The sequence below is a fragment of the Pseudomonas sp. FW300-N1A1 genome, from assembly GCF_058789115.1.
The window spans coordinates 1-20,995 of sequence record NZ_JBYTBK010000037.1 but is presented as its reverse complement, the minus strand read 5'-3'; the positions used below and the strand labels follow the sequence as shown (position 1 = coordinate 20,995).

Below are 20,995 nucleotides of genomic sequence, written 5' to 3'. Positions count from 1 at the left end.
ATTGGGCACCGAAGTGATCGAGTGTTCTTGAATGGGAGGAAGACAATGATTCGCAAGCACTACTTGATGGCCCTGGCGACCCTGGCCATCGCCGTTGGCATGCAGTGGGTGTCGGTACCGGCGTACGCGACCGAACAGGGTGAGCAACGGCGCGAAGCGCGGGATACGAGGCAGGAAGGGCGCTCCACGGCAAGGCAGACAAAATATGACTGCAGAGCGGACAATGAAAAGAGCAATGCACAATGTCGTCAGGACAAGCGCAGAACCAAGCAGGATACGCGCCGCACGGCTCGTGACATCAAATACTGATCGTTAGATCAATCCCTCTCGACCCTCTGTGGTTGTTATTAGAGGAGACGCAGCATGGACCTGTTCACGGGCGGTTGCCTGTGTGGCAACGTGCGGATTGTGGCGTCGGGACGCCCATACCGGGTTGGCCTTTGTCACTGTCTCGACTGCCGCAAGCATCATGGGGCGCTTTTTCACGCGTCCGCGGTGTTCCCTCAGGATGCGGTGACGATCGAAGGCGAAACACGTGACTACGCCGGGCGTTTTTTCTGTCCCCGCTGCGGCTCGTCCGTTTTCGCACGTACCGCCGATGAAGTCGAAGTGAACCTGGGGTCCCTGGATGCCCCCGATCAACTGGTGCCCACCTACGAAAGCTGGATCGTCCGTCGCGAGTCCTGGTTGCCACTGTTTCCGCTCACAAGGCGATACGAGCACGATCGTGACGCTACGGGTCGCCTAGAGGAGTAGGCTGTCCGTGCCGATGAGTGAGGCGGGGGGCGTGTGGCGAAGCAAACACGGGGATATCCAGTGATTACGTCAATGGGCGAGTTGGAGATACGTCAAATCTCAGCGCTGCCGCCGCAAATCCTGGACCTGGAAGCGGAGGCAGTTACAGAAGGCTTCAGGTTTCTCACGCGCCTGGTTGCAGATTGGAAAAGCGGGACCAATCGATTCGATCAGCCAGGTGAATGCCTTCTTGGGGCCTTGCGCAACGGGCAACTGATTGCCATCGGAGGGCTTTCACATGACCCCTATGCTGGGCCGGACATCGGGAGGCTACGGCGGGTATACGTCGCCCGGGCATCCAGGGGGCAGAATGTGGGTAAAGCTCTGGTGCAGCAGCTTCTGGAGTATGCGGCTCAGCGATTCAGTGTTGTGCGCCTATCCACGGATACACCCGAGGGAGCCGCATTTTACCTTCGCTGCGGGTTCCACCAGGTACAAGATGATTCTGCGACGCATGTGAAGTCATTAGTGGATGCAACGTAACCCGGGGCGATTCGCATTTCCAATCCGCATCAGGAACGGCGCCAGTGACCAGAGAGGCCTTCAGGGGGGCAATTTGCGCCGGGCATCCATACGTTTTACTGCCCCGGGCTGGCAGTCCGGGGCGTTACTTGATCTGCACAATGACTGGACCTTCCGTTACGATCGGCGGGTTCGCGCGGATATTCGAGGCATTTTTCTGAATCCATTCACGCGCGACTTTCAAGCTCGCATCGCTGCCGGCCTTATCCGTGCAAACAGTCACCGACGTACCACCATCACCCGTATTCAGCAGTGTGTAGCTTACGAGGCCAGGCACTGTCCGCAGGGTAGCTTCGACGTCGGCTCTGCGCTCTTCTAAAAGCTCGAAAAGCTGCTTTGCTCCAGTACCCAAATAAGTTCTTATAACCGCATACATAGTCGTCTCCTTTGGGAGTACCGTCTTGATGCCAATCCAGATCCGCTGATGGCCGTTATCACTCAGGTTTCAGTTCGCCCCGATTTATAAAGCTTAGCCAAACGCCGGCGACAAGCGAAATGCAACGACCACCGGCCACGTTTGGCCGAAAGTGACCTGTTGCCAAGGGCTGCAATCGACCCTTTGAATTCAAGGATTTCGAGGAGGCTCTGGCTGGGCCACGCTGGCTCTCAGCGCTCTGGCTACCTGGGTTTGAATCTCGTAGGCAGGCGCCTCGACGGCTGTGTAGTCACGGGTATAGCGAGTGGCAAACTCGCGAACGCCCCATTGCAGGTACTGCTGCACGTGCTTCAATTCATGGGCCCACAGCGCGACATTGTTAAGTGCATCATCGGGACTGCGAAAGACGATGATGTCGATAAGGGTGACTGCATTTGTATCGGGATTCTGCAGCATTGTATGTGCAGCGTTCAGCTCCACATCATCCCCTACCTTGTAGCGCGCCGAATCGAGCACTTGAATGTCATAGTAGGGTTCGAGTTGGGCTCGGATATTCAGCGGGATTGTCCGAATATCGCCAGTTGCCGCGGTGTTGCGCGATTGCACAATCCAATTCTGTAATCCAGAGGCCGCCATTTGGTTCATGTTTTCGAAGATATCCCCCATTTCCTCTTCGGAGCCAGGAGCACAAAAACAAGCGACCACGCAGACTTGGCGCTGCCCTACTGGGCAGGCGAAAACAGAGGACGAAATGCCAACGGAAGAAAGCAGTATCGCTAACCGGAAAACTTGACGCAGAAAGACAGTCAACAATGGGTTCTCCCACAGGCAATGGCGGTCGGCAGGCGATACTTTGGGCATCTCGCGCCCGTTGTCCTGCCATGTGTTGGACCGCTGCGACTGTCGTTCGATTCCCTGAGTCCCACAAAAACTCTTCAGGCCATTTCCAACATTGCCTGAAAGGCTGCGCCTGGCCGGAAAGCGACGGTCCGAGTCTTGAACTCATCGGTGTAGTTACGGTGGCCGTTGCAGCGGGAACTTCAGGGTACTGGCCAGGTCAATAGGGGCCCTGTATCGGATATGCCGAGCAGCGCTGTGGCCTGTTTTACGGCAGTACCGTCCGAGATCAGCCGAGTCCGCCCCCTGATGCCAACCAAGAGTTTTCTGCCGGGTCTCATCCTGGCGTTCTGCGCCGTCGCGTCGCTTTGTTCGGTTGCTGCCGAGCGAAGAGCGGCCTCGCAAAGTAACAGCGCATCAACCACCCTGATCGAAACCGCCTCGCGGCAGTATGAAAATGGCCAGTTGGACCAAGCCGCTGCCACGCTGGAGCGTGCCCTGCACATCCAGCCGAACAATCCCGCGACGCTGCATTATCTCGGTGTGTTGCGTCTTCAGCAGGGGCAGTACCAGCAGGCAGAAACGTTGGCGGCGCGCTCAAACATGCGAGTTGGTCGCAACGTCGAGTTACGCAACCGCAACTTCCAATTGATCCAGGCGGCGCAGCAGGCCCAGTCTTCGAGTACCCCACCCAACGCCAAAGAGGACCTGGTCGCAGTACAGAAGGGGCTGGAAGAGGAGACCCGAAGGCGCCGCGAAGCAGAAATGGCCGTTGCTGAACAATCCACTCCGGACACTGGGCGCGACGCTGGCAACTTCGCTCGTACAAAGGCAGATGGGGTATCGGACTCACCGACGGCTGGCAGACCTCGATCCGAAGGAGAATTGCAAATGGCTTCCGTCGAGCCAGAGCCCGCGTACGATAAGGTTGAGATTCCCCGCGGTCATTTGCCACCTCCGGGTAAATGCCGAATCTGGTTTCCCGATCGCCCGCCGGGGAATCAACCCGCACCCGGCAAATGCAAGAAGCTGCGACATCGGGTTCCGTTCGGGGCCTACTTGGTGCAGGGTTGAGTTTCTGAGTGTCCACGTCTGGCCGATAGCCGCCGATCTAACATGTATCTGTCAGGAAAGGGGTCGTCCCGCAACCCATACCCTTTTTGGTTGTAAACGATTGGAGCCTCTGTTTATCACGATGTAGCAGCTATGAACCTTGTAATAGGGCATCCGTGATTGAGCCCGAAAAAATCGTCTCTACCGGTCCGATGAGAAACACAACCGAGAGGAATCCCTCCCCAGCGCTCCCAAATGCGCAACCGAATGTGCTTTCGGTCAATGATCTGGACGAAATGTACGTTCGGCCTGAGTGCTCGAGAGGCAGGTGTGTCACAGCGGTCATCATGCGAACAGTTCTCGGTCAAGTATCTTTCGGCGGTCGTTGTAGTCGTCATACCACCACGGTTTCTGCCCCGTCGTCGGGGCTTTTTTCAACTGAATGGGGGTGTTGGATGCGTCGGCTTGGGCCTGGCGTACGCGGAAGTGATAGTGGTCGAAGAGGGTCAGGGCCTGGATCATGTAGGACACTGCGATGCGACGGTCTTTGATGAGGAGAAGGTTCTCACCATTCTCGTTGTCAGCAGGTTTCGAAAAGTTGTAGGACCCCGTGTAAACGCGGGCTGTAGGCTTGTCGAAATCGATGACCACAAACTTGTGGTGCATGCGTGAGCCCAGGCCGTTGACCCCTTGACCCGTGGGTTCGCTTTTGAAGGGCTCGGGGAGGTTGGCGCTGAGGTTGGCCACATACACGGGCGCGATCTTGCCGTCAGGGAGCTGCACGTCCAGGCCAGCGGTTCTCTTGTCGGAAATGCCATAAACGAAGATGCCCTGCTTCTGGGTCACCATTTTGATGGCATCGGTCACGGGCCCGTCCGTCAGGTTCAGGAACGCCAATGAATAGAAGACCGAGGATTGCGCGCCCTGTATGTCATCCGCGACAGCTTGCAGTACACCTTTATTGCTGGAATGCGGCGAAAAGGTGACGTGGGCGTCTATGTCGTCGAGTTGAAGGCTTTGCCAGCCGGTCGACTCCGTCGGGCCGAAACCTTTGACGGAGTCATGCTTCCAGTAGTGCTCAAACGCATTGATGAACGGCCGGATGGCATGTTCTCCGTACACGACGATGGCGTTGTTGGACTGTATGAATTGGCCACGCCACGTGAAGTTCGTGGAGCCGCAGACAGCTGCCTTGATGTGTTCGCCATCGACCACGATGGTCTTGTTGTGCTGGAGGTCACTCATGTGCTGGCGTTTGACCTGGTCAGCTCCGGCGGTCGTGGCGAGGAGGTCGGCAGCTTGCGACTCGGCGGACGTTTCTGGCTTGTGGGCCTTGCTGTTGTCGATGATGACGCGCAACCGCTGCTTGAGCTTCTTGAGGCGAGAGACGATGGCGGGGTCGTTGAGATCAAAGCAAACCACACGCACGAGCGCAGTCGTGTCGGCGATAGCCGCGTCGAGCACTTCGAGAATTGCGCTGCGCGCCTCGAAGCCCATCCATTGAAGCGCTTCCTTGGCCTCGGGGTGAGTGGGCACGAACCTCAGGCCTTCGTTGGCTGTGGCGGGGATAAGGGTGTGCATGCCGTCTGTGTCGGTAACGTACCGATCAACGAAAGCCTGCGAGGAGACGAAGCCTCGAGTGAAGGTGACGTTCAGTTTCCCGGGATAGGTTTCACGTGCCAAGGCAATGCCTGCCTCCTGCGCCTCTCCGTAACTGAGCTCACCGGAAAGGCTCATGAACACAGGTGTAACCCGGTAGGTGAATTCGCCTTTCTTTTCAGCGTTCAGGGGAAAGTGAACCCAGCGGAACTTCTGAATGGGAGCGAGACGGCTGGAGGTTCGAGTCTTGTTCACACTACCGTCGGGGTTCGGGAAACTGATGCGGTTCTTGATCACCCAGTAACGGTCGCCATCGGGCTCTTTGTACTCAAGGGCGAAACCTGCGAAATCGCGGGGTGGTTCTGCTGCCCTCCAGTTCATGGCGAGGAGAGTCATGCCGTCGCCGCGGTGAAGTTTCAAGGTGAAGGGGGCGTTGGCGTTCCCTGCGACAATCTGGAACTCTTCGGACATGTTTCATTCCTTTTGAAACGATGGCGGTGGTTTCCCGGTCTTGCCCTGCCTGATGATTGAGCTGAAGGCGATCGAAAGTGTAGCTGTTGGCCGCCGTATCAATTTCACAGGGAGTCGGTGTCCGATTTTGTAGGGGAAAGTCCACTTTCCTTCGTCAACATCTTACTCAACCGTAGACGCTCTGACTCCAAGCCGCCATAACGAGCAGCTACATACGCCTCGAGCAGTTGAGTGAAGTCTTGGGCAATGCTTGAGCCCTTTAACGTCATAACCCGCTCACCGTTCATATAGACCGGGGCTGACGGATGTTCACCCGCGCCGGGCAGGGAAATACCGATGTCGGCCAGACGACTTTCGCCCGGGCCGTTGACCACGCAGCCCATGACCGCCACTTGCATCTGCTCGACGCCTGGGTACAGGTTTCTCCAGGCAGGTGTCTGTATCCGTAGGAAATCTTCGATCTGCTGCGCCAGCTCCTGAAAAAGACTGCTGGTGGTCCGTCCGCAACCAGGGCAGGCGATAACGCTCGGAGTAAACGCTCGCAGGCCCATAGTTTGCAAAATCTGCTGCGCGACCAACACTTCTCGGTTGCGGTCGCCATTGGGTTCCGGGGTGAGGGAAATGCGCAGCGTATCGCCGATGCCTTCCTGCAACAGCACCGCCAGCGCGGTGGAGGAGGCGACGATGCCTTTGATGCCCATGCCGGCCTCCGTCAACCCCAAGTGCAACGGAAAGTCGCAGCGCGCTGCAAGGGTACGGTACACCGCTATCAAGTCCTGCACCTGGCTGACCTTCGCCGACAACACAATGTGATCTGCTGGCAGGCCGACTTCGATGGCACGCTGGGTATTCTCCAGCGCCGAGACGACCAGTGCCTCACGCATGACCGCATCAGCGGCCAACGGTTGGGTGAGTGCCGCGTTGGCATCCATCATTCGGGCGAGCAAGTCGGGATCCAGGCTGCCCCAGTTGACCCCGATTCGCACTGGTTTGTCGTAGCGGCAAGCGACCTCGATCATGCTGCAAAACTGTTCGTCGCGTTTGGCGCCTTTGCCGACGTTGCCGGGGTTGATCCGGTATTTGCCCAATGCCTCGGCGCACTCAGGGTAAGCTGCCAGCAAACGATGGCCGTTGAAGTGAAAGTCGCCTACCAGCGGCACGCTGACGTTGCGCCGGTCGAGTAATTCGCGAATGTTCGCCACCTGAGCGGCAGCGTCATGGCTATTGACCGTGATCCGCACCAGCTCGGCACCGGTCACCGCCAGGCTTTCGACCTGACGGGCAGTAGCCTGGGCATCGCCGGTGTCGGTGTTGGTCATGGCCTGCACCACGATCGGACTGTCGCTGCCCAGCCTCAGCGAACCAATGGCGACCTGGTGGGTGCGACGTCTGGGAATTGCGCTGTTCATTGATTCGGCTCCTGTGGGACGTGCCCTACTGGCGCGCAATCAACCCGGCGGGCAGGCGGAACTGCACGTGTTCTTCACGACCTGGCAGGGTCTCGATTTCCAGCGGTGCGATTCGTGCCAGGGCAGCGATTACATCGTCAATCATGGACTCCGGTGTCGAGGCGCCGGCAGTAATACCGACAGTCGGCCCAGTGCCAAACCATTCACTGCGTACCGCGCTGCCATCGGCGATTAAGTAGCTGGGTTTTCCGCTTTTGCCGGCGATATCGCGCAAGGTCACGGAGTTGGCGCTTTTAACGCTGCCGACCACCAACACCAGATCGGTGCAGCGGCTCAACTCACGCACTGCGGTCTGACGATTCTGCACGGCATAACAAATGTCCCGGGTATCCGGTCCGACAATCTGCGGATAGCGTAGCCTGAGTGCTTCAACGACGGTGTGGGTGTCGTCGACGCTCAGGGTGGTCTGGGTAATGTAGGCCAACGGTGCATCCGCCGCGAACGTCAACGCCGCCACTTCAGCGACATTTCGCACCAGCGCGACTGGGGCAGGAATCTGCCCCAGCGTGCCGATCACTTCAGGATGCCCAGCCTCACCAATCAGAATCACCCGATATCCCTTGGCTGCATACTGCCGACCCTGGTTGTGCACCTTGGTCACCAGCGGACAAGTCGCATCCAGCACTCGCAACTGACGCCAGCGGGCTTCGTCCTCCACGTTTGTGCCCACACCATGGGCACTGAAAATGGTGACCGCGTTCACCGGCACTTCATCCAGCTCCTCGACGAACCGTGCGCCCTTGTTGCGCAGGCTCTCGACCACATGCTGGTTATGCACAATCTCGTGACGCACGTACACCGGTGCGCCGTACTGTTCTAGGGCCTGTTCAACGGTTTTGACAGCCCGGACCACCCCGGCGCAGAAGCCACGGGGTTGGGCGAGGATGACTTTCATGGGGTTCCCTCATGCTGAGTAGAACGTGAAAGAGGAGATTTTTGGGTGTTGAAATTTGGGTGCAAGTCGATAGGTGACTTGTTATTAGTCGATCATCCTTTTATCGCTTCAAAGTCAGCGGGTCATATTTCCACCACCACTTCATAGCATCTATTTGAATGGGTTTTGTGTTGTTGAAAGTCTCTGCTGGTTGTGGCTCTGTCAACTGGCCACCCACAAAGGCGCTATCGTTAGTATTACCGCTCATCGATTTATAGCGTCGTGTGTTTTGTGACCAGACGGTGGCGCCAACATAGTAACGAATGACTGACTCGATATAGGCTTTCACACCATCTGAGGCGTCTTTCTCCACATCTGCCTTTAAACGCAGGAACAGTCCAAGCAAGCGCAAGCGCATATCCAGGTACTCATCGATAGCGGCATCAAAGCTGCACTGGCGTTCACGGATCAGCACGCGGATCAGGTTGTGCTCTTTATAATTCGAGCCGCGTGTCATTTCCTTCAAATAGGCATGCGGTTCGGTTTCCCAGGCCATCAGGTGAGCCAGCATTTCGAATAATGCCCGCACACGGCGATCTTCATAGTCTCGTTGGGAGATATCGACGTTGGCAATCACATGCCCAAGAGTCGGAAATGACCAGGCACCGCCGCCGGTTACCCGCATGGACACATAGTCGTTAACCGATGGCACCGGATTAATGGCTTTCCACATTTCCGCCATCATGTAGATCCGCATGGATTCAACGAAACGTGCGGTGTGTTCTGGTTTCGCAAATTTATCAAGGCGTATACGCAAATCACGGGCGGCCAAGGCATAGCGATCCTGCGAAAGTGCGTACTCCGGCGATTCGAACTGACGCCAGATTTCAGCAGAGGCCTGGATGAACTTGTCTGGTTGACTGGAGATATCCCCTTCGTCGCAGTATTCATCGTCGTAAGCAAAGGCCCACATGCAAAAGTCGATGCCAACTTGCAGCAGTTCGTCACTACCAACGGGATACATCATTGAACCTAGCCAACTGCAATGGATATTGGCCAACCGTTCGCGTTGAGGGTCGTCCTGATAAAGCTCAAAGCGATCTGCATAAGCACGCGTGGCATGCTCAAACGGACTTTTATCGTAGATATCCAGGTCCAGATAAGGGGTTGAGTTACCCGTTGTAAAACTGGGATGAACAGCAAACGTGAACGGCTGGGGAAGCGGCGGTAATTTGAGGGTCATGATTTTGTCCTGCGGGGATAGAATTGGCTGGTCCAGCGACGGTAAACGGCCATGTTGGATTCATCGTCAACCAGTTGAGGGGCGCTCATAAAACGCCGGTTGCTCCACACGGCAAAGTCTTCTTTAACGGTTTTCACGAACCAGCGATGAATGAAAAAAAGTGCCAACGCATACGTGACACGACGCAGCGGCTGTGGCAGCGATTTGATCCGTTCAACACGGAGGGTATCAATCATGCGGAATGTCCAGCCCAGCGGTGCCGTCTGGGTACCCAGCGCCTGTGTTCTCGCCAGTAAACCCAAACGTTCAAACAAGGCTTCACCCACCGCATACCCGATGCCATAACAGGTCATCCGCATAGTGACGACCTGGCCGAAGACCTTCGCCCGCATGGTGTAAATCATCCGGTGTCCGTCTTCTTGATGGTGCGTAGTGACCTCCTTCAGGCCGTGCAGATACGCAAAGTGGGAGGGGTCGGCGCTGTTTTCCGTCATGTCCTGAGACAGTCCCTGTAATTGGAACGTCTCGTAACATCCCTGAGAAAACCCGGCACAGTCCAATTCAGGTAATTCCCAGTAAGGTGGGTGATTATCTTCATGCCGCCAGACAAAGAGGACGTTATCGACCTCTTTGAAATAGCGCTGTGTCAGTGCAGCGGATGGGGGTTTTTGGCCGTTTCCCGTTCTGATGCAGTTTCCTTGTGGGGTGAAGGCGAGTCCATGAAACGGACAGACGAGATCCTCACCAATGACTTTGCCGCCATAACCCAAGTGGGCACCCAAGTGCGGGCAATAAGGGTCGATCGCTCGGGGTAACCCCGAGGCCGTGCGGTAAAGCACCAACTCCTGCCCCATGAAGGGGACCCGCATCACGGCACCTGGCTTCAACTCATGACTGAAGCAGACCGCGAACCACCCATTGGGATAGGGTAATGCGACCTGCGCTATTCCTGTTGCACTGCGCTTATGGCCAATATTTTTCCGGGCCGGGATTGAAACAGCTTCTTCCTGCTCGGTGATTGGAGACGCATCCATGACTCGCTCCTTCACTGACTCGGTTTTGTGACGATCACGCTATACGTCGAAACCTTGTTCTTCAGCAGCGCCACCGACCAGTTCTCCGCCAGCACCCGTAACTCTTCCAGCGCACCCGTCACCCCATGAGGGAACAACGCTTTGTTCTCGATATTGGCTTTCGAATCCATCAACCAGCGCGCCACATCGATGTTGGACGGCAACACGCGCATGTCGTGAGTGGTGAAACCACTCTGTTCCAGCACCTTGCGAAAGTACTCCGGTGATTTGCGGTGTTTGCAGGCGAGGCGGTCGACTTCGTCCGGGGTGTCGGAGGTGTAGGTTGCGGGAGGGGTGTTGTAGAGGTTGTCCGAGATGACCACCACACCGCCGTCGCGCACGCGGCCGGCGAGGGCGCGCAGGGTGGTTTCGTAGAGTTCGTCGGGGAAGTGCGAGATCACGCCGCGAATGATCACCAGGTCGTAGGGCTCATCGGCGTCCGGCAGCAGTTCGATATCCTTGGCGTTGCACAGGTATAGATTGATGCGATCGGACAACCCTTGCTCGGCATGGAACTTCGCGCAGTGCTCCAGTTGCCGGCGGCTGACGTTGACGCCGTCCAGGCGTTGGCATTCGGGGAAGCGTCCGGCCAGGTATTTGAGGATGTAGCCCCAGCCGCAACCGATGTCGAGGATGCGTTTGATCGGTGGGCGATTCGGCTCTTCGAGGCCGGCGAGTTTCAGTTGCCGTTCGAAATAACGAATACCGGACTCATCGAGGCTGATGGGCGGTGTCGAGCGAGGGTCGTCGTAGACGCCGAACTGAAACAGCCGGTAATCACCGATGGCCTTGCCCCAGTCTTCCGGGCTGTCGCCGTAGGTGTATGCGACCTTCTCCTGATAGCTGTCGATACTCGAGCCCTGAATGTCTTGATAAGGCAGTCGGTTTTCATCGACGGGGGTGTCCTTTTTCGGTTGGCTGCTCATGGCTCTCTCCTTGTGAGTATTCACTTCATGCTCTTGCGCGCAACGATGCGGGCGTAGATGCGCTTCCGATTAGCAGGTCGTCCAGGCTGCGCTCGATCAGAAAGCGCTGTATCGATGCGGTGATTCCTGCGGCATCGAGGCCGCAAGCGCCGAGCATCTGCTCGGGGGAGCCGTGCTCGATGAACTGGTCGCCGAAGCCCAGTTGCAACACGGGCCGGAAGAGGCCGGTGGTGATCAGGTGCTCCAGGCAAGCGGAGCCGACACCGCCCATGACGCAGCCCTCTTCGACGGTCACCAACACGTCATGACTGCGGGCGAGTTGCTCGATCAATGCCCCGTCGAGCGGTTTGATAAAACGCATGTTGGCGACGCTGGCATCGAGGGCGTCGGCCGCTTCCAGCGCGGGGAGCAGCATCGAACCGAAGGCCAGGATTGCAATGCGACAACCCTTGGCTTGACTCGACGTACGACGAATTTCTCCTTTGCCCAAGGGCACTCTCGTCAGCTGCGGAAGCGGTGCTTGACCGTTGCCGACACCCCGCGGATAGCGTACGGCGGTCGGGCCGTCATGGAGCAGGGCGGTGTGAAGCAGTTGCCGGCATTCGTTTTCGTCGGCGGGGGCCATGACCGTCAGGTTTGGTACGCAGCGCAGGTAAGCAATGTCGAAGGCGCCGGTGTGGGTGGCGCCATCGGCACCGACGATGCCGGCCCGGTCTATGGCGAACAGAACCGGCAGATTCTGGATGGCGATGTCGTGAATCAGTTGGTCATAGGCCCGTTGCAGGAAAGTCGAATAGATTGCCACCACGGGCTTGAGACCTTCGCTGGCTAACCCGGCGGCGAAGGTCAGGGCGTGTTGCTCGGCGATGCCGACGTCGAAGTAACGCTCAGGGAAGCGCCGCTCGAACTCCACCAGCCCGGAGCCTTCGCGCATGGCCGGAGTGATGGCGACGATGCGCGGGTCATGTTCCGCTTCATCACACAGCCACTGGCCGAACACCTGGGTGTACGTTTGTTTGCTGGCGGACGCTGGAAGAATGCCCTGCACCGGATTGAACTTCCCCGGTCCGTGGTACAGCACCGGGTCGGCGGTGGCCGGCGTATAACCGTGACCTTTTTCAGTGACGATGTGCAGCAGTTGTGGCCCGCGCAGGCTTTGCATCGCTTTCAACGCGTGGACCAATTCGCCAAGGTCATGACCGTCAACGGGGCCGCTGTAATTGAAACCCATGGCTTCGAACAGGTTGGCCGGCGTCACCAGGCCCTTAAGATGCGCCTCGGTCTTGTGGACCAGTTCGTGTACGACGGGAACATCGCGTAATAGGCGCTTGATACGTGCCTTGGTCGAGATCGCACAGCGATTGACCGTCAGTTTGCCCAGGTAATGGCGCAGCGCACCGACGGCGGGCGAGATCGACATGTCGTTGTCATTGAGGATCACCAGCAACGGCAGATCTTTGTAGAGCCCTGCGTTATTCATCGCTTCGAACGCCATGCCACCAGTGAGTGCGCCGTCGCCGATCACCGCAATGCAGTGGCGCTGCTCCACCTTGTTACGCGCCGCAAGCGCCATTCCCAGCGCCGCCGAAATCGAGGTGCTGGAGTGGGCGGTGCCAAAGGCGTCGTAGGTTGATTCACTGCGTCGCGGAAATCCGGAAATACCACCGAGCTGACGAATGCTTGCCATCGCGTCGCGGCGCCCGGTGAGAATTTTGTGGGCATAGGCCTGGTGGCCGACATCCCAGACAATCCGGTCGTTGGGGGTGTCGAACACGTAGTGCAAGGCAATGCTCAACTCTACAGTGCCCAGGTTCGCCGAGAGGTGGCCGCCAGTGTTCGAGACGCTGTGCAGAATGAACGCCCGAAGTTCGTCTGCCAGTGGGGCCAGCGCATCGGCATGCATGGCTCGCAGATCAGCCGGGCTGTCGACGGTGTTGAGCAACTCGAACATGCTGGACTCCTTTCTTGAGCGTTTTCCGGATGACCGTGGATTTCAGCGCACGCGCTTGATAATCAGATCTGCCAGACCGTGCAGCCAGGTGGCTGCGGCACCGACCGGCTCCAGCGATTGGTGGGCCTGTGCGACCAGTTGCTGCGCCAGTTGCCTGGCCGGGTGCAGGCCCATGATCGAGACGTAGGTGGGTTTATGGTCGCGGGCATCCTTGCCGGCGGTTTTACCCAGGGTGGCGGTGTCCATGGTCGCGTCGAGAATGTCGTCGACGACCTGAAAGGCCAGTCCGATCCGGGCTGAGTAGCGATCAAGGGCTTGCAGGTCAAACGAAGCATTTTCTGCGCATAGCGCGCCCATGCGAACGGACGCCTGGATCAAGGCGCCGGTTTTCATTCGGTGCATCTGCTCGAGTTGGGTGCGGTTCAGTTCAATGCCAACGCTTGCCAGGTCAATCATCTGGCCGCCGGCCATACCGCATGAACCCACGGCCGTAGCCAACTCGCCCATTAGCCGCGCTTGACAGTCAGTGGGTATCGACGAGTCGCGCAAGGTGATGAACGCTTGGGCTTGCAAGGCATCGCCCACCAGAATCGCGGTGGCTTCGTCGTACTTCACGTGCACGGTGGGTTGGCCGCGACGCAAGTCGTCATTGTCCATGGCTGGCAGGTCATCGTGGACCAGTGAATACACGTGCATCATTTCCAGAGCCGCCGCCACAACTGTCAGTGCTTGAGTGTCTGCTCCGACGGCAATCCCTGCGGCATGACACAGCAAGGGGCGGGTGCGTTTACCGCCGCCAAGTACCGCGAAGCGCATGGCTTCATGCAAACGTGCCGGGGTTATGTTGCTGGCGGGTAACGCTCGCTCCAGAACCTGTTCAGTGCGCTGCACAACGTCCCGTTTCCAGGCGTCGAAGACTTCGTCCGAGCATGGTTGAGCGATGGCTGACAAAGGTTCTGCCGACGTCATGTGGACGCTGCTGTTCATAGCTGATCTCTCGTGAGGGTGTGAGCGGAGCAACAGTGCTCAGCGGTGGCTGTGCGCGAGTTGTTTCCAGCTGCGCACCCCGGCCGGCCCGACCTGCTCGAAGATCCGGCGAAACCAGATGCTGAAAGCTTCAGGGGTTGTGGCGATGCGTTGCGGAATCTCGGAGAGTTTCAGCCATTGCCAGCTGTGGGCTTCTTCGGGGTTGGCAACTGGCGCAGTGCGGCTGATACCGGCGAATACGTGGTCGTATTCATGCTCGATGAGTTGATTTGACACGTGTTCGTGGTAGAGCAGGGTGGCAACAGGTGTCAGTTTGCAGTTGAGCCCCATCTCTTCGCGCAGTCGGCGTTTGGCCGCTGCGCGGGTCCGCTCACCCTGGCGCGGATGTCCACAGCAGGCGTTGGTCCACAGACCTTGAGAGTGGTATTTGCCCAAGGCACGCTGTTGCAACAGCACACGGCCGTTGCCATCGAAAATGAAAACTGAAAATGCCCGATGCAGCAGACCCTGTTGATGGACGTGCAACTTCTGTGCGAAGCCGATTTCACGATCATCCAGATCAACCAGTATCAATGTTTCTTCCATGACCAAATTCCATTTTGGTATTCGCTATCGGACATTACTGCGGGCTTGACTTCGTAGAAAAACAGGCCGAGGCCATGTACTGAAGTAGGGGCTGGAATCTAGTTCTGTGCATTAAACTTCGCAAGAGTATTTTGTTGCCATTCGTCGTATTTGTTTTTGTGAGATTAATAAAATGGCTATTTACTTTATGTCGTTTTGTTATTTGGGCCGAAAAACCAGAGGCTATATAGCGATGTGCTTTGAACCCTATAGCCAGTTGTTCAAGCGCTTTGCTTGTGAGGCCCTTTGAGTCTGATAGTCTCCGACTGGTCGTCTTGTTGTCCGCAGAAATACTGTGCCGTGATCTGTTTTTTGAGGGGCGTGCTCGTGCGAATTAGTTGTCGCGGCGACTGGGTCTTCGATAGAAAGGTGACACAGGAATTACTGCTGTTTAATCAGGTGGTAAGTAACTTAATGCCTCAAGATAAAGGGAGTTAAATAACTCATCTCCGGTATGAACCAGTTATGTCTCGGTGACTGCCGAAGTTCAGGACTACGGCACGAACTGGATCTGGACATACAATCACGAGCGCCCGAACATGGCCCTCGTACTGCCCTCGATCAAGCCAGGGACGAAAGACCGGGCCCAGAACCGTTACATCACCGGGTTTTCGGCTTCCAGGCGGCTCACCAGCCAATCGCTGAAGCTGCGCGCCAGAGCATTGTTCTCGCTGTCGCGATGGGTCAACAAGGCCCAGTTCGGGCCGCGAATGGTGTGGTCCACCAAGGGTTGCAACAGTCCGTCGGCATGCGCCTGCCGACTCAGCAACTGGCTGACCAGGGCGATGCCGAGCCCCGCGCACGCGGCGTCCAGCAGCAGGCCGGGGTCTGAAAAGTTCAGCCCCTGATCTTTCTGGCCCACATCGATGCCGGCTTCCACGGCCCAGTGACTCCAGTCCATTTCCCGCTCGCCGTGCAGGGTTGTGCGCTGTTCGCCAGGCATCGCCAACTGGCTGGGGTGACACGCCGGGTAGAGGCGGTCTGCGTGCAGCACCTTGAAGCTGCACTCGGCCTGGGAGCTGATGTCGTCCCGCACCGCGAGGTCGATGGTCTGGGTGGCCATGTCCGGGACTTCATCGGTGGTGAACACCCACAGATCGACTTCTGGATGCTGGCGGCGAAAATCCCCCAGGCGTGGCAGCAGCCAGTGGCGGGCGAACGCCGGGGTGGTGTTGAGGACCAGTTGGTTGGGTTTCTGGTATTGCCCAAGACGGCGGATGCCGACGGCCAGTTGTTGCAGCAGCACCTGGGTGGTGCTGAGCAGGTCGTGCCCCGCATCGGTCAGGCTGACGCTGCGTCCACTGCGAAAGAACAAGGGTTGCTCAAGGTACGCCTCAAGGCTGCGGATCTGCTGACTGATTGCCGACTGAGTGAGGTGCAACTCGGCCGCGGCCTTGTGGAAACTGCCCAGCCGGGCAGCAGATTCAAAGCCGCGAAGGGAGCTGAGCGGTGGCCAGTGCTTGAGCATATTGATAAGTTCCTCTAATCACTTTTCTGCAAAATCCATCGTTTGTTTGCCCTTTTTTACAGCCGTAGCATGCAAGACAAGACCGCCAAGGCAGTTTTGTTGAACACAATGGCTTAACTAACAGGGCTTTTTATCATGCAGCATGTCATGCAACACGATGAAATTCGCAACAGTGGCTGGTGGATGCCGGCCGAGTGGGTCAGGCACGCCGCGACATGGATGGTCTGGCCCCATAACCAGGCACTCTGGGAGTCGGGTTGGGGCGTCACGCTGGTGCAGGTGCAAGAGGACTTCGCTCGTGTGGCCAACGCCATTGCCCGTTTCGAACCGGTGAAGATGGTCGTCGATCCGGCTGCGGTCGCCAGCGCCAAGGCTTTGTGCGGGCCCAACATCGAACTGATCGAGTTGGCGGTGAACGACAGCTGGTGTCGGGACTCCGGCCCGAGCTTCGTCTGCCACCCGCAGCAGGGGGTGGCGGGTGTGAGCTGGCGCTTCAACGCGTGGGGCGGAAAGTCGGCGCACGACCTGGACGAAAGCTTGGCGCGGCGCGCACTCAATCATCTGGGGCTACCGTGCTTTGGCACGCCACTGAGTAACGAAGGCGGTGCCATTCATGTTGACGGCGAGGGCACGCTGATCACCACCGAGTCCGTCTTGCTCAACCCCAATCGCAACCCGGGCATGAACAAGGCCGAGATGGAGGAAGTCTTCACGCGTCTGCTGGGCGTGAAGAAGACCGTCTGGCTACCGGGCGATCCGGACTACGTGACCGGCGACATGACGGATGGCCATGTCGATGGCGTGTGCGCGTTTGCGCGCCCTGGCGTGTTGCTGGTCGATGCCACCCACGACAGGGGCTCGGTGTATGCCGAGGTGGTGCGAGAAAACCGTCGCGCCCTGGAACTGGCCACCGATGCCCATGGCCGTCAGTTCGAGCTGATCGAGTTGTACGAAGCCACTGATGCCGTGGACACCGACGCTGACGTGTTCTGTGCCTCCTACACCAACTTCTACATCGCTAACAACGCCATCATCATGCCGGCCTATGGCATTGACGCTGACCATGTGGCTGCGAAAGTTTTGGCTCAAGCCTTCCCCGACCACGAAGTGGTACCGGTGCGGATCAATCATCTGGCCCATGGTGGTGGTGGCGTGCATTGCATCACCCAGCAACAGCCGGCCTGGCCGGTGGAGGGTTGAGGCCATGACGCTATTGACGATTGCGACCACCCAGATGCCCTGCACCTGGGACTTGTCACACAACCTTGATCAGGCTGAGCAGTTGGTGCGTGAGGCGGCGGCCAAGGGCGCCCAGGTCATCCTGTTGCAGGAACTGTTTGCCACACCTTACTTCTGTATCGAGCAAAGCCATCAACACCTGGCCTTGGCCGAAGAATATCGAGACAGTCGTGTCCTCAAGCGCTTCGCCGCGCTGGCCAGGGAGCTGGGTGTGGTGCTGCCGCTGAGCTGGTTCGAGAAGGCGGGCAATGCCTACTTCAACTCCTTGAGCGTGGCCGATGCCGATGGACGCCTGCTGGGCGTGTACCGCAAGACCCACATTCCCAACGCCATTGGTTATCAGGAGAAGGAGTATTTCAGCCCCGGGGATACCGGTTTCCGGGTCTGGGACACGGCGTTTGGGCGCATCGGCGTGGGGATCTGCTGGGACCAGTGGTTCCCCGAGACCGCGCGTTGCCTGGCATTGATGGGCGCCGAAGTCCTGTTGTTTCCCACCGCCATTGGCTCTGAGCCTGGTTGCGCCGCGCTGGATTCACGTGACCACTGGCAGATGACCATGCGCGGCCATGCGGCCGCCAACATCCTGCCGGTCGTGGCGGCCAATCGTGTCGGCCGTGAAGTGGCGACCACCGATCCGGCCCTGCAGATGAGCTTCTACGGCTCGTCCTTTATCTGCAACCACAAGGGCAAGTTGCTCGCCGAGGCCGACCGCGACAGCACGGGCGTGCTGGTCCACAGCCTGGACCTGGCCGCCATGCGTGAAGAACGCCTGAGCTGGGGGATCTACCGCGATCGTCGTCCGGAGATGTACGGGGCGCTGCTGAGCCAGGACGGTCGTCACCGCCATGCACGCTGGAACACAGAAGGGGTTTGACATGGGTATTTCCAACAAACTGTTGATTGGCGCCCTGGGATTGGCGTTTGGCTGTGCCTTGCCCTCGCTCCACGCGCAAGAGAAAACCCTCAGGCTGTACAACTGGGCGGACTATTTTGCCGAGGACACCCTGGCCCGGTTCACCGCTGAAACCGGGATCAAGGTGATCTACGACGTCATGGATGGCAGTGAGACGCTGGAAGCCAAGCTGCTGGCGGGCGGCAGTGGTTATGACCTGATCTTCCCGGGCGATACGGTGGCGGAACGCTTGATGCGTGCTGGCAGCCTGTCGCCGCTGGACCCGTCAAGGCTCACGGCGCTAAATGATATCGAGCCAGGTTTGCAGAAACTGCGTACTCATTATGTGCATTCGAGCCAGGCCACCGTTCCCTACACCTGGGGCACCATCGGCCTGACGTACAATGCCGAGCAGATTCACCAGCGCATGCCGGATGCCCCGGTCAACAGCCTGGACCTGCTGTTCAAGCCGGAGCTGGCTGCGCGGTTTGCCGATTGTGGTATTTCGATGATCGACTCGCCGGACGAAGTGCTGGCGGTCGTGCTCAATTACCTGGGCCGGGAACCACGCAGCGCCAGGCCCGAGGACCTGGCGGCGGCGAGTGACTTGCTGCGCAAGTTGCGGCCGTACATCCGCAAGTTCCAGTCGCAACCGGTGACCGACCTGGTGAACGGCAACCTGTGCCTGTCGCTTGGCTACAGCGGGGACATGACCCAGGCGCAACGGACGTCGGACAGCGCCGGCAAGAACACCACGTTCCAGTACCGTGTTCCCCGTGAAGGCACTACGGTGTGGATGGACGCCATGGCGATTCCTGTCGACGCCAAACACCCGGAGTACGCCTATGCGTTCATCAACTTCGTCATGCGCCCGGAGAACATGGCCGCGATCAGTAACTTCACCGGCTATCCCACTTCCAATGCCAAGGCCCGTCCGAGCGTCGATGCGAGCATGCGCAACAACCCGGATATTTACCTCGACGATGCCACTTATGCACGTCTGATTCCTGGCAAGGACATTTCCCAGGCCGATATGCGCGCGCGCATGCGCACCTGGACCCGGTTCAAGACAGCCGCTACTCAATAAGGGGCCAGGCAACGGGTCACTCGGGTGGCGTGCGAGCCGCGCAAGCCAGTCAGAAACATTCAAGGATCAATACATGTCGACGCGTCGTGAGTTCATCAAACAGGCCTCGGTAGTTGCCGGTATGGGTGCAGCCGTGTCCATCGGGCTTGGCCTGACACCCTTGTGCGCACATGCGGCCGCCGCAGGCAGTTGGCACATGCCGGATGAGGGCGACCGGCACCGGCGGGCCTTCATCGCCTTTGGCGCCCAGGAGGCTATCTGGGAGGCGTTCACCGCTGACGTGCAAGAGGCGATAGGCCTGATCGCACGCACCATCGCCCGCCATGAGCCGGTGACTGTGTTCTGTCGCGAGGGCGAGCGGGATCTGGCCGAAGAGCACTGCGGTACGGCGAACATCACCTACGTCGTCACCGAACTCGACGATATCTGGATGCGCGATACCGGAGCCAACTTTGTCATCGATGGGGAAGGCGGGCTTGGCGCCGTGGATTTCAACTTCAATGGCTGGGGCAACAAACAGCGGCATGCCAAGGATGCGCGGTTGGCCGCTCGGGTTGCCAGCACCGTGGACGCCCGTCATATGCGCAGCGAACTGGTGGGCGAGGGCGGTGGTATCGAGGTAGACGGTCACGGAACGGGGATCATGACCGAAAGCAGCTGGATCAATGCCAACCGCAACCCCGACTGGAGCAAGGCCGAGGTCGAGCAAGAGCTGAAAGCCCGCCTGGGCTTGCGCAAAATCATCTGGCTGCCGGGCATCAAAGGCAAGGACATCACGGACGCCCACGTGGATTTCTACGCCCGTTTCGTCCAGCCAGGCGTGGTGATCGCCAACCTCGACAACGATCCCGAGTCGTACGACCACAAGGTGACACTGGCTCACCTGGACATTCTCAAAAATGCCACCGATGCCGATGGCCGCACGCTGCAAGTGCATACCGTGTCGCCACCGCTCAAGCCACGAAAGAGCTCCTTCAGCAACAACAACCCGGACTTCGCTGCCGGCTACATCAACTACGTCGTGATCAATGGGGCGGTCATTGCGCCCGAGTTCGGCGACAAGAAGGCCGATGCCAAGGCCTTTGACCTGTTGTCTGAACTCTACCCTGACCGTGAGGTGGTGCAGCTCAACATCGACGCAATCGCAGCCGGTGGCGGCGGTATTCACTGTGTGACCAGTCATCAACCGTTGGTTTAACCGGGGGGCAACGGGTTGCTCGATCAGCAAGGCAGTGTTCTGTGCCGTATGGCCAAATCGGCTGAATTTCGGCTTTGGCCTGGGACCCGACTGTCACTACCGTTTGCGATTGGCCGGTAACAGTCGGTCGTGACGGGTGGCGCCCGAAGTAATCATCGGCGGTCCAGGCCATCCCCATAAGCCCGTCGATGAAGGTAATGCTGTTCAGTTAAGGATAGGGTTGCTCAACACATCCCCCGTGGCGAGCGAGCTTGCTCGCGCTGGGCTGCAGAGCAGCCCCAAAAACTATCGTCGAGCTCGTTCTGAAAGAC

At 58.4% G+C, this 20,995-nt stretch carries 20 protein-coding genes and 1 pseudogene; 8 read left to right on the top strand and 13 right to left on the bottom strand.

Annotated features, from left to right (window positions below; all coding sequences use genetic code 11):
- Positions 1 to 45 precede the first annotated feature (45 nt).
- The 3 genes from AC3WQN_RS20810 to AC3WQN_RS20800 all read left to right on the top strand — a co-directional run bounded on the left by AC3WQN_RS20810 (position 46) and on the right by AC3WQN_RS20800 (position 1,278).
- Positions 46 to 309, top strand: a complete 264-nt coding sequence (locus tag AC3WQN_RS20810; protein WP_103400908.1) for a hypothetical protein — start codon at positions 46 to 48, stop codon at positions 307 to 309.
- Between the two features lie 54 nt (positions 310 to 363).
- Complete coding sequence (locus AC3WQN_RS20805; protein ID WP_103400891.1) at positions 364 to 756, top strand: GFA family protein; 393 nt, start codon at positions 364 to 366, stop codon at positions 754 to 756.
- Positions 757 to 828: 72 nt separating this feature from the next.
- The gene (locus AC3WQN_RS20800) at positions 829 to 1,278 is read left to right on the top strand and encodes a GNAT family N-acetyltransferase (protein ID WP_371918517.1); all 450 of its coding nucleotides are present in this window, start codon (positions 829 to 831) and stop codon (positions 1,276 to 1,278) included.
- 124 nt (positions 1,279 to 1,402) lie between these two features.
- Here the strand turns inward: AC3WQN_RS20800 and AC3WQN_RS20795 are convergent, their stop codons facing one another.
- Positions 1,403 to 1,693 carry a hypothetical protein gene (locus tag AC3WQN_RS20795; RefSeq protein ID WP_103400893.1) on the bottom strand — a complete coding sequence of 97 codons (291 nt, stop codon included), beginning with the start codon at positions 1,691 to 1,693 and terminating at the stop codon, positions 1,403 to 1,405.
- A 189-nt stretch (positions 1,694 to 1,882) separates the two neighbouring features.
- Positions 1,883 to 2,554 carry an eCIS core domain-containing protein gene (locus AC3WQN_RS20790; RefSeq protein WP_256587311.1) on the bottom strand — a complete coding sequence of 224 codons (672 nt, stop codon included), beginning with the start codon at positions 2,552 to 2,554 and terminating at the stop codon, positions 1,883 to 1,885.
- A gap of 285 nt (positions 2,555 to 2,839) precedes the next feature.
- Between AC3WQN_RS20790 and AC3WQN_RS20785 the strand changes: the two genes are divergently transcribed.
- The gene (locus tag AC3WQN_RS20785; protein ID WP_103400910.1) at positions 2,840 to 3,604 is read left to right on the top strand and encodes a tetratricopeptide repeat protein; all 765 of its coding nucleotides are present in this window, start codon (positions 2,840 to 2,842) and stop codon (positions 3,602 to 3,604) included.
- A gap of 182 nt (positions 3,605 to 3,786) precedes the next feature.
- Here the strand turns inward: AC3WQN_RS20785 and AC3WQN_RS20780 are convergent.
- The 11 genes and pseudogenes from AC3WQN_RS20780 to AC3WQN_RS20730 all read right to left on the bottom strand — a co-directional run.
- Positions 3,787 to 3,897, bottom strand: a pseudogene (locus AC3WQN_RS20780) (diaminopimelate epimerase); the annotation flags it as partial.
- Between the two features lie 31 nt (positions 3,898 to 3,928).
- A complete protein-coding gene (locus tag AC3WQN_RS20775; protein ID WP_103400894.1) occupies positions 3,929 to 5,653 on the bottom strand; it encodes a phospholipase D-like domain-containing protein in 1,725 nt (574 codons plus the stop codon).
- Positions 5,654 to 5,757: 104 nt separating this feature from the next.
- Entirely contained in the window at positions 5,758 to 7,062 is a 1,305-nt protein-coding gene (gene ispG / locus AC3WQN_RS20770) for a flavodoxin-dependent (E)-4-hydroxy-3-methylbut-2-enyl-diphosphate synthase (RefSeq protein ID WP_103400895.1), read from the bottom strand.
- 25 nt (positions 7,063 to 7,087) lie between these two features.
- Positions 7,088 to 8,017 carry a 4-hydroxy-3-methylbut-2-enyl diphosphate reductase gene (gene ispH, locus AC3WQN_RS20765; RefSeq protein ID WP_103400896.1) on the bottom strand — a complete coding sequence of 310 codons (930 nt, stop codon included), beginning with the start codon at positions 8,015 to 8,017 and terminating at the stop codon, positions 7,088 to 7,090.
- 100 nt (positions 8,018 to 8,117) lie between these two features.
- Entirely contained in the window at positions 8,118 to 9,239 is a 1,122-nt protein-coding gene (locus AC3WQN_RS20760; protein WP_103400897.1) for a terpene synthase family protein, read from the bottom strand.
- Positions 9,236 to 10,273 (bottom strand): Rieske 2Fe-2S domain-containing protein, encoded by a 1,038-nt coding sequence (locus AC3WQN_RS20755; RefSeq protein WP_103400898.1) that lies wholly within the window; start codon positions 10,271 to 10,273, stop codon positions 9,236 to 9,238. The genes AC3WQN_RS20760 and AC3WQN_RS20755 overlap by 4 nt, the downstream gene beginning before the upstream one ends.
- Before the next feature lie 11 nt (positions 10,274 to 10,284).
- A complete protein-coding gene (locus AC3WQN_RS20750) occupies positions 10,285 to 11,238 on the bottom strand; it encodes an SAM-dependent methyltransferase (protein ID WP_103400899.1) in 954 nt (317 codons plus the stop codon).
- Positions 11,239 to 11,263: 25 nt separating this feature from the next.
- Complete coding sequence (gene dxs, locus AC3WQN_RS20745) at positions 11,264 to 13,189, bottom strand: 1-deoxy-D-xylulose-5-phosphate synthase (protein WP_103400900.1); 1,926 nt, start codon at positions 13,187 to 13,189, stop codon at positions 11,264 to 11,266.
- Positions 13,190 to 13,231: 42 nt separating this feature from the next.
- Positions 13,232 to 14,176, bottom strand: coding sequence for a polyprenyl synthetase family protein (locus AC3WQN_RS20740; RefSeq protein WP_256587312.1), 945 nt, complete (start codon positions 14,174 to 14,176; stop codon positions 13,232 to 13,234).
- A gap of 39 nt (positions 14,177 to 14,215) precedes the next feature.
- Entirely contained in the window at positions 14,216 to 14,761 is a 546-nt protein-coding gene (idi, locus tag AC3WQN_RS20735) for an isopentenyl-diphosphate Delta-isomerase (RefSeq protein WP_103400901.1), read from the bottom strand.
- 634 nt (positions 14,762 to 15,395) lie between these two features.
- A complete protein-coding gene (locus AC3WQN_RS20730) occupies positions 15,396 to 16,268 on the bottom strand; it encodes a LysR substrate-binding domain-containing protein (protein WP_103400902.1) in 873 nt (290 codons plus the stop codon).
- A 147-nt stretch (positions 16,269 to 16,415) separates the two neighbouring features.
- Between AC3WQN_RS20730 and AC3WQN_RS20725 the strand changes: the two genes are divergently transcribed.
- The 4 genes from AC3WQN_RS20725 (at position 16,416) to AC3WQN_RS20710 (ending at position 20,684) form a co-directional block, all read left to right on the top strand.
- Positions 16,416 to 17,468: an agmatine deiminase family protein gene (locus AC3WQN_RS20725; RefSeq protein ID WP_103400903.1), complete on the top strand. Its 1,053-nt coding sequence runs from the start codon at positions 16,416 to 16,418 to the stop codon at positions 17,466 to 17,468.
- A gap of 4 nt (positions 17,469 to 17,472) precedes the next feature.
- Positions 17,473 to 18,381 (top strand): N-carbamoylputrescine amidase, encoded by a 909-nt coding sequence (gene aguB, locus AC3WQN_RS20720; RefSeq protein ID WP_103400904.1) that lies wholly within the window; start codon positions 17,473 to 17,475, stop codon positions 18,379 to 18,381.
- 1 nt (position 18,382) lies between these two features.
- Positions 18,383 to 19,486: an extracellular solute-binding protein gene (locus AC3WQN_RS20715; protein WP_103400905.1), complete on the top strand. Its 1,104-nt coding sequence runs from the start codon at positions 18,383 to 18,385 to the stop codon at positions 19,484 to 19,486.
- Positions 19,487 to 19,559: 73 nt separating this feature from the next.
- Positions 19,560 to 20,684 (top strand): agmatine deiminase family protein, encoded by a 1,125-nt coding sequence (locus tag AC3WQN_RS20710; RefSeq protein ID WP_103400906.1) that lies wholly within the window; start codon positions 19,560 to 19,562, stop codon positions 20,682 to 20,684.
- Positions 20,685 to 20,995: the final 311 nt, after the last annotated feature.

Excerpts from the sequence above, each read along its gene's own strand:
- AC3WQN_RS20810 (WP_103400908.1), top strand. The coding sequence starts at position 46 with ATGATTCGCAAGCACTACTTGATGGCCCTGGCGACCCTGGCCATCGCC.
- AC3WQN_RS20805 (WP_103400891.1), top strand. The coding sequence starts at position 364 with ATGGACCTGTTCACGGGCGGTTGCCTGTGTGGCAACGTGCGGATTGTG.
- AC3WQN_RS20800 (WP_371918517.1), top strand. The coding sequence starts at position 829 with ATGGGCGAGTTGGAGATACGTCAAATCTCAGCGCTGCCGCCGCAAATC.
- AC3WQN_RS20795 (WP_103400893.1), bottom strand. The coding sequence starts at position 1,693 with ATGTATGCGGTTATAAGAACTTATTTGGGTACTGGAGCAAAGCAGCTT.
- AC3WQN_RS20790 (WP_256587311.1), bottom strand. The coding sequence starts at position 2,554 with ATGCCCAAAGTATCGCCTGCCGACCGCCATTGCCTGTGGGAGAACCCA.
- AC3WQN_RS20785 (WP_103400910.1), top strand. The coding sequence starts at position 2,840 with ATGCCAACCAAGAGTTTTCTGCCGGGTCTCATCCTGGCGTTCTGCGCC.
- AC3WQN_RS20775 (WP_103400894.1), bottom strand. The coding sequence starts at position 5,653 with ATGTCCGAAGAGTTCCAGATTGTCGCAGGGAACGCCAACGCCCCCTTC.
- ispG (WP_103400895.1), bottom strand. The coding sequence starts at position 7,062 with ATGAACAGCGCAATTCCCAGACGTCGCACCCACCAGGTCGCCATTGGT.
- ispH (WP_103400896.1), bottom strand. The coding sequence starts at position 8,017 with ATGAAAGTCATCCTCGCCCAACCCCGTGGCTTCTGCGCCGGGGTGGTC.
- AC3WQN_RS20760 (WP_103400897.1), bottom strand. The coding sequence starts at position 9,239 with ATGACCCTCAAATTACCGCCGCTTCCCCAGCCGTTCACGTTTGCTGTT.
- AC3WQN_RS20755 (WP_103400898.1), bottom strand. The coding sequence starts at position 10,273 with ATGGATGCGTCTCCAATCACCGAGCAGGAAGAAGCTGTTTCAATCCCG.
- AC3WQN_RS20750 (WP_103400899.1), bottom strand. The coding sequence starts at position 11,238 with ATGAGCAGCCAACCGAAAAAGGACACCCCCGTCGATGAAAACCGACTG.
- dxs (WP_103400900.1), bottom strand. The coding sequence starts at position 13,189 with ATGTTCGAGTTGCTCAACACCGTCGACAGCCCGGCTGATCTGCGAGCC.
- AC3WQN_RS20740 (WP_256587312.1), bottom strand. The coding sequence starts at position 14,176 with ATGAACAGCAGCGTCCACATGACGTCGGCAGAACCTTTGTCAGCCATC.
- idi (WP_103400901.1), bottom strand. The coding sequence starts at position 14,761 with ATGGAAGAAACATTGATACTGGTTGATCTGGATGATCGTGAAATCGGC.
- AC3WQN_RS20730 (WP_103400902.1), bottom strand. The coding sequence starts at position 16,268 with ATGCTCAAGCACTGGCCACCGCTCAGCTCCCTTCGCGGCTTTGAATCT.
- AC3WQN_RS20725 (WP_103400903.1), top strand. The coding sequence starts at position 16,416 with ATGCAACACGATGAAATTCGCAACAGTGGCTGGTGGATGCCGGCCGAG.
- aguB (WP_103400904.1), top strand. The coding sequence starts at position 17,473 with ATGACGCTATTGACGATTGCGACCACCCAGATGCCCTGCACCTGGGAC.
- AC3WQN_RS20715 (WP_103400905.1), top strand. The coding sequence starts at position 18,383 with ATGGGTATTTCCAACAAACTGTTGATTGGCGCCCTGGGATTGGCGTTT.
- AC3WQN_RS20710 (WP_103400906.1), top strand. The coding sequence starts at position 19,560 with ATGTCGACGCGTCGTGAGTTCATCAAACAGGCCTCGGTAGTTGCCGGT.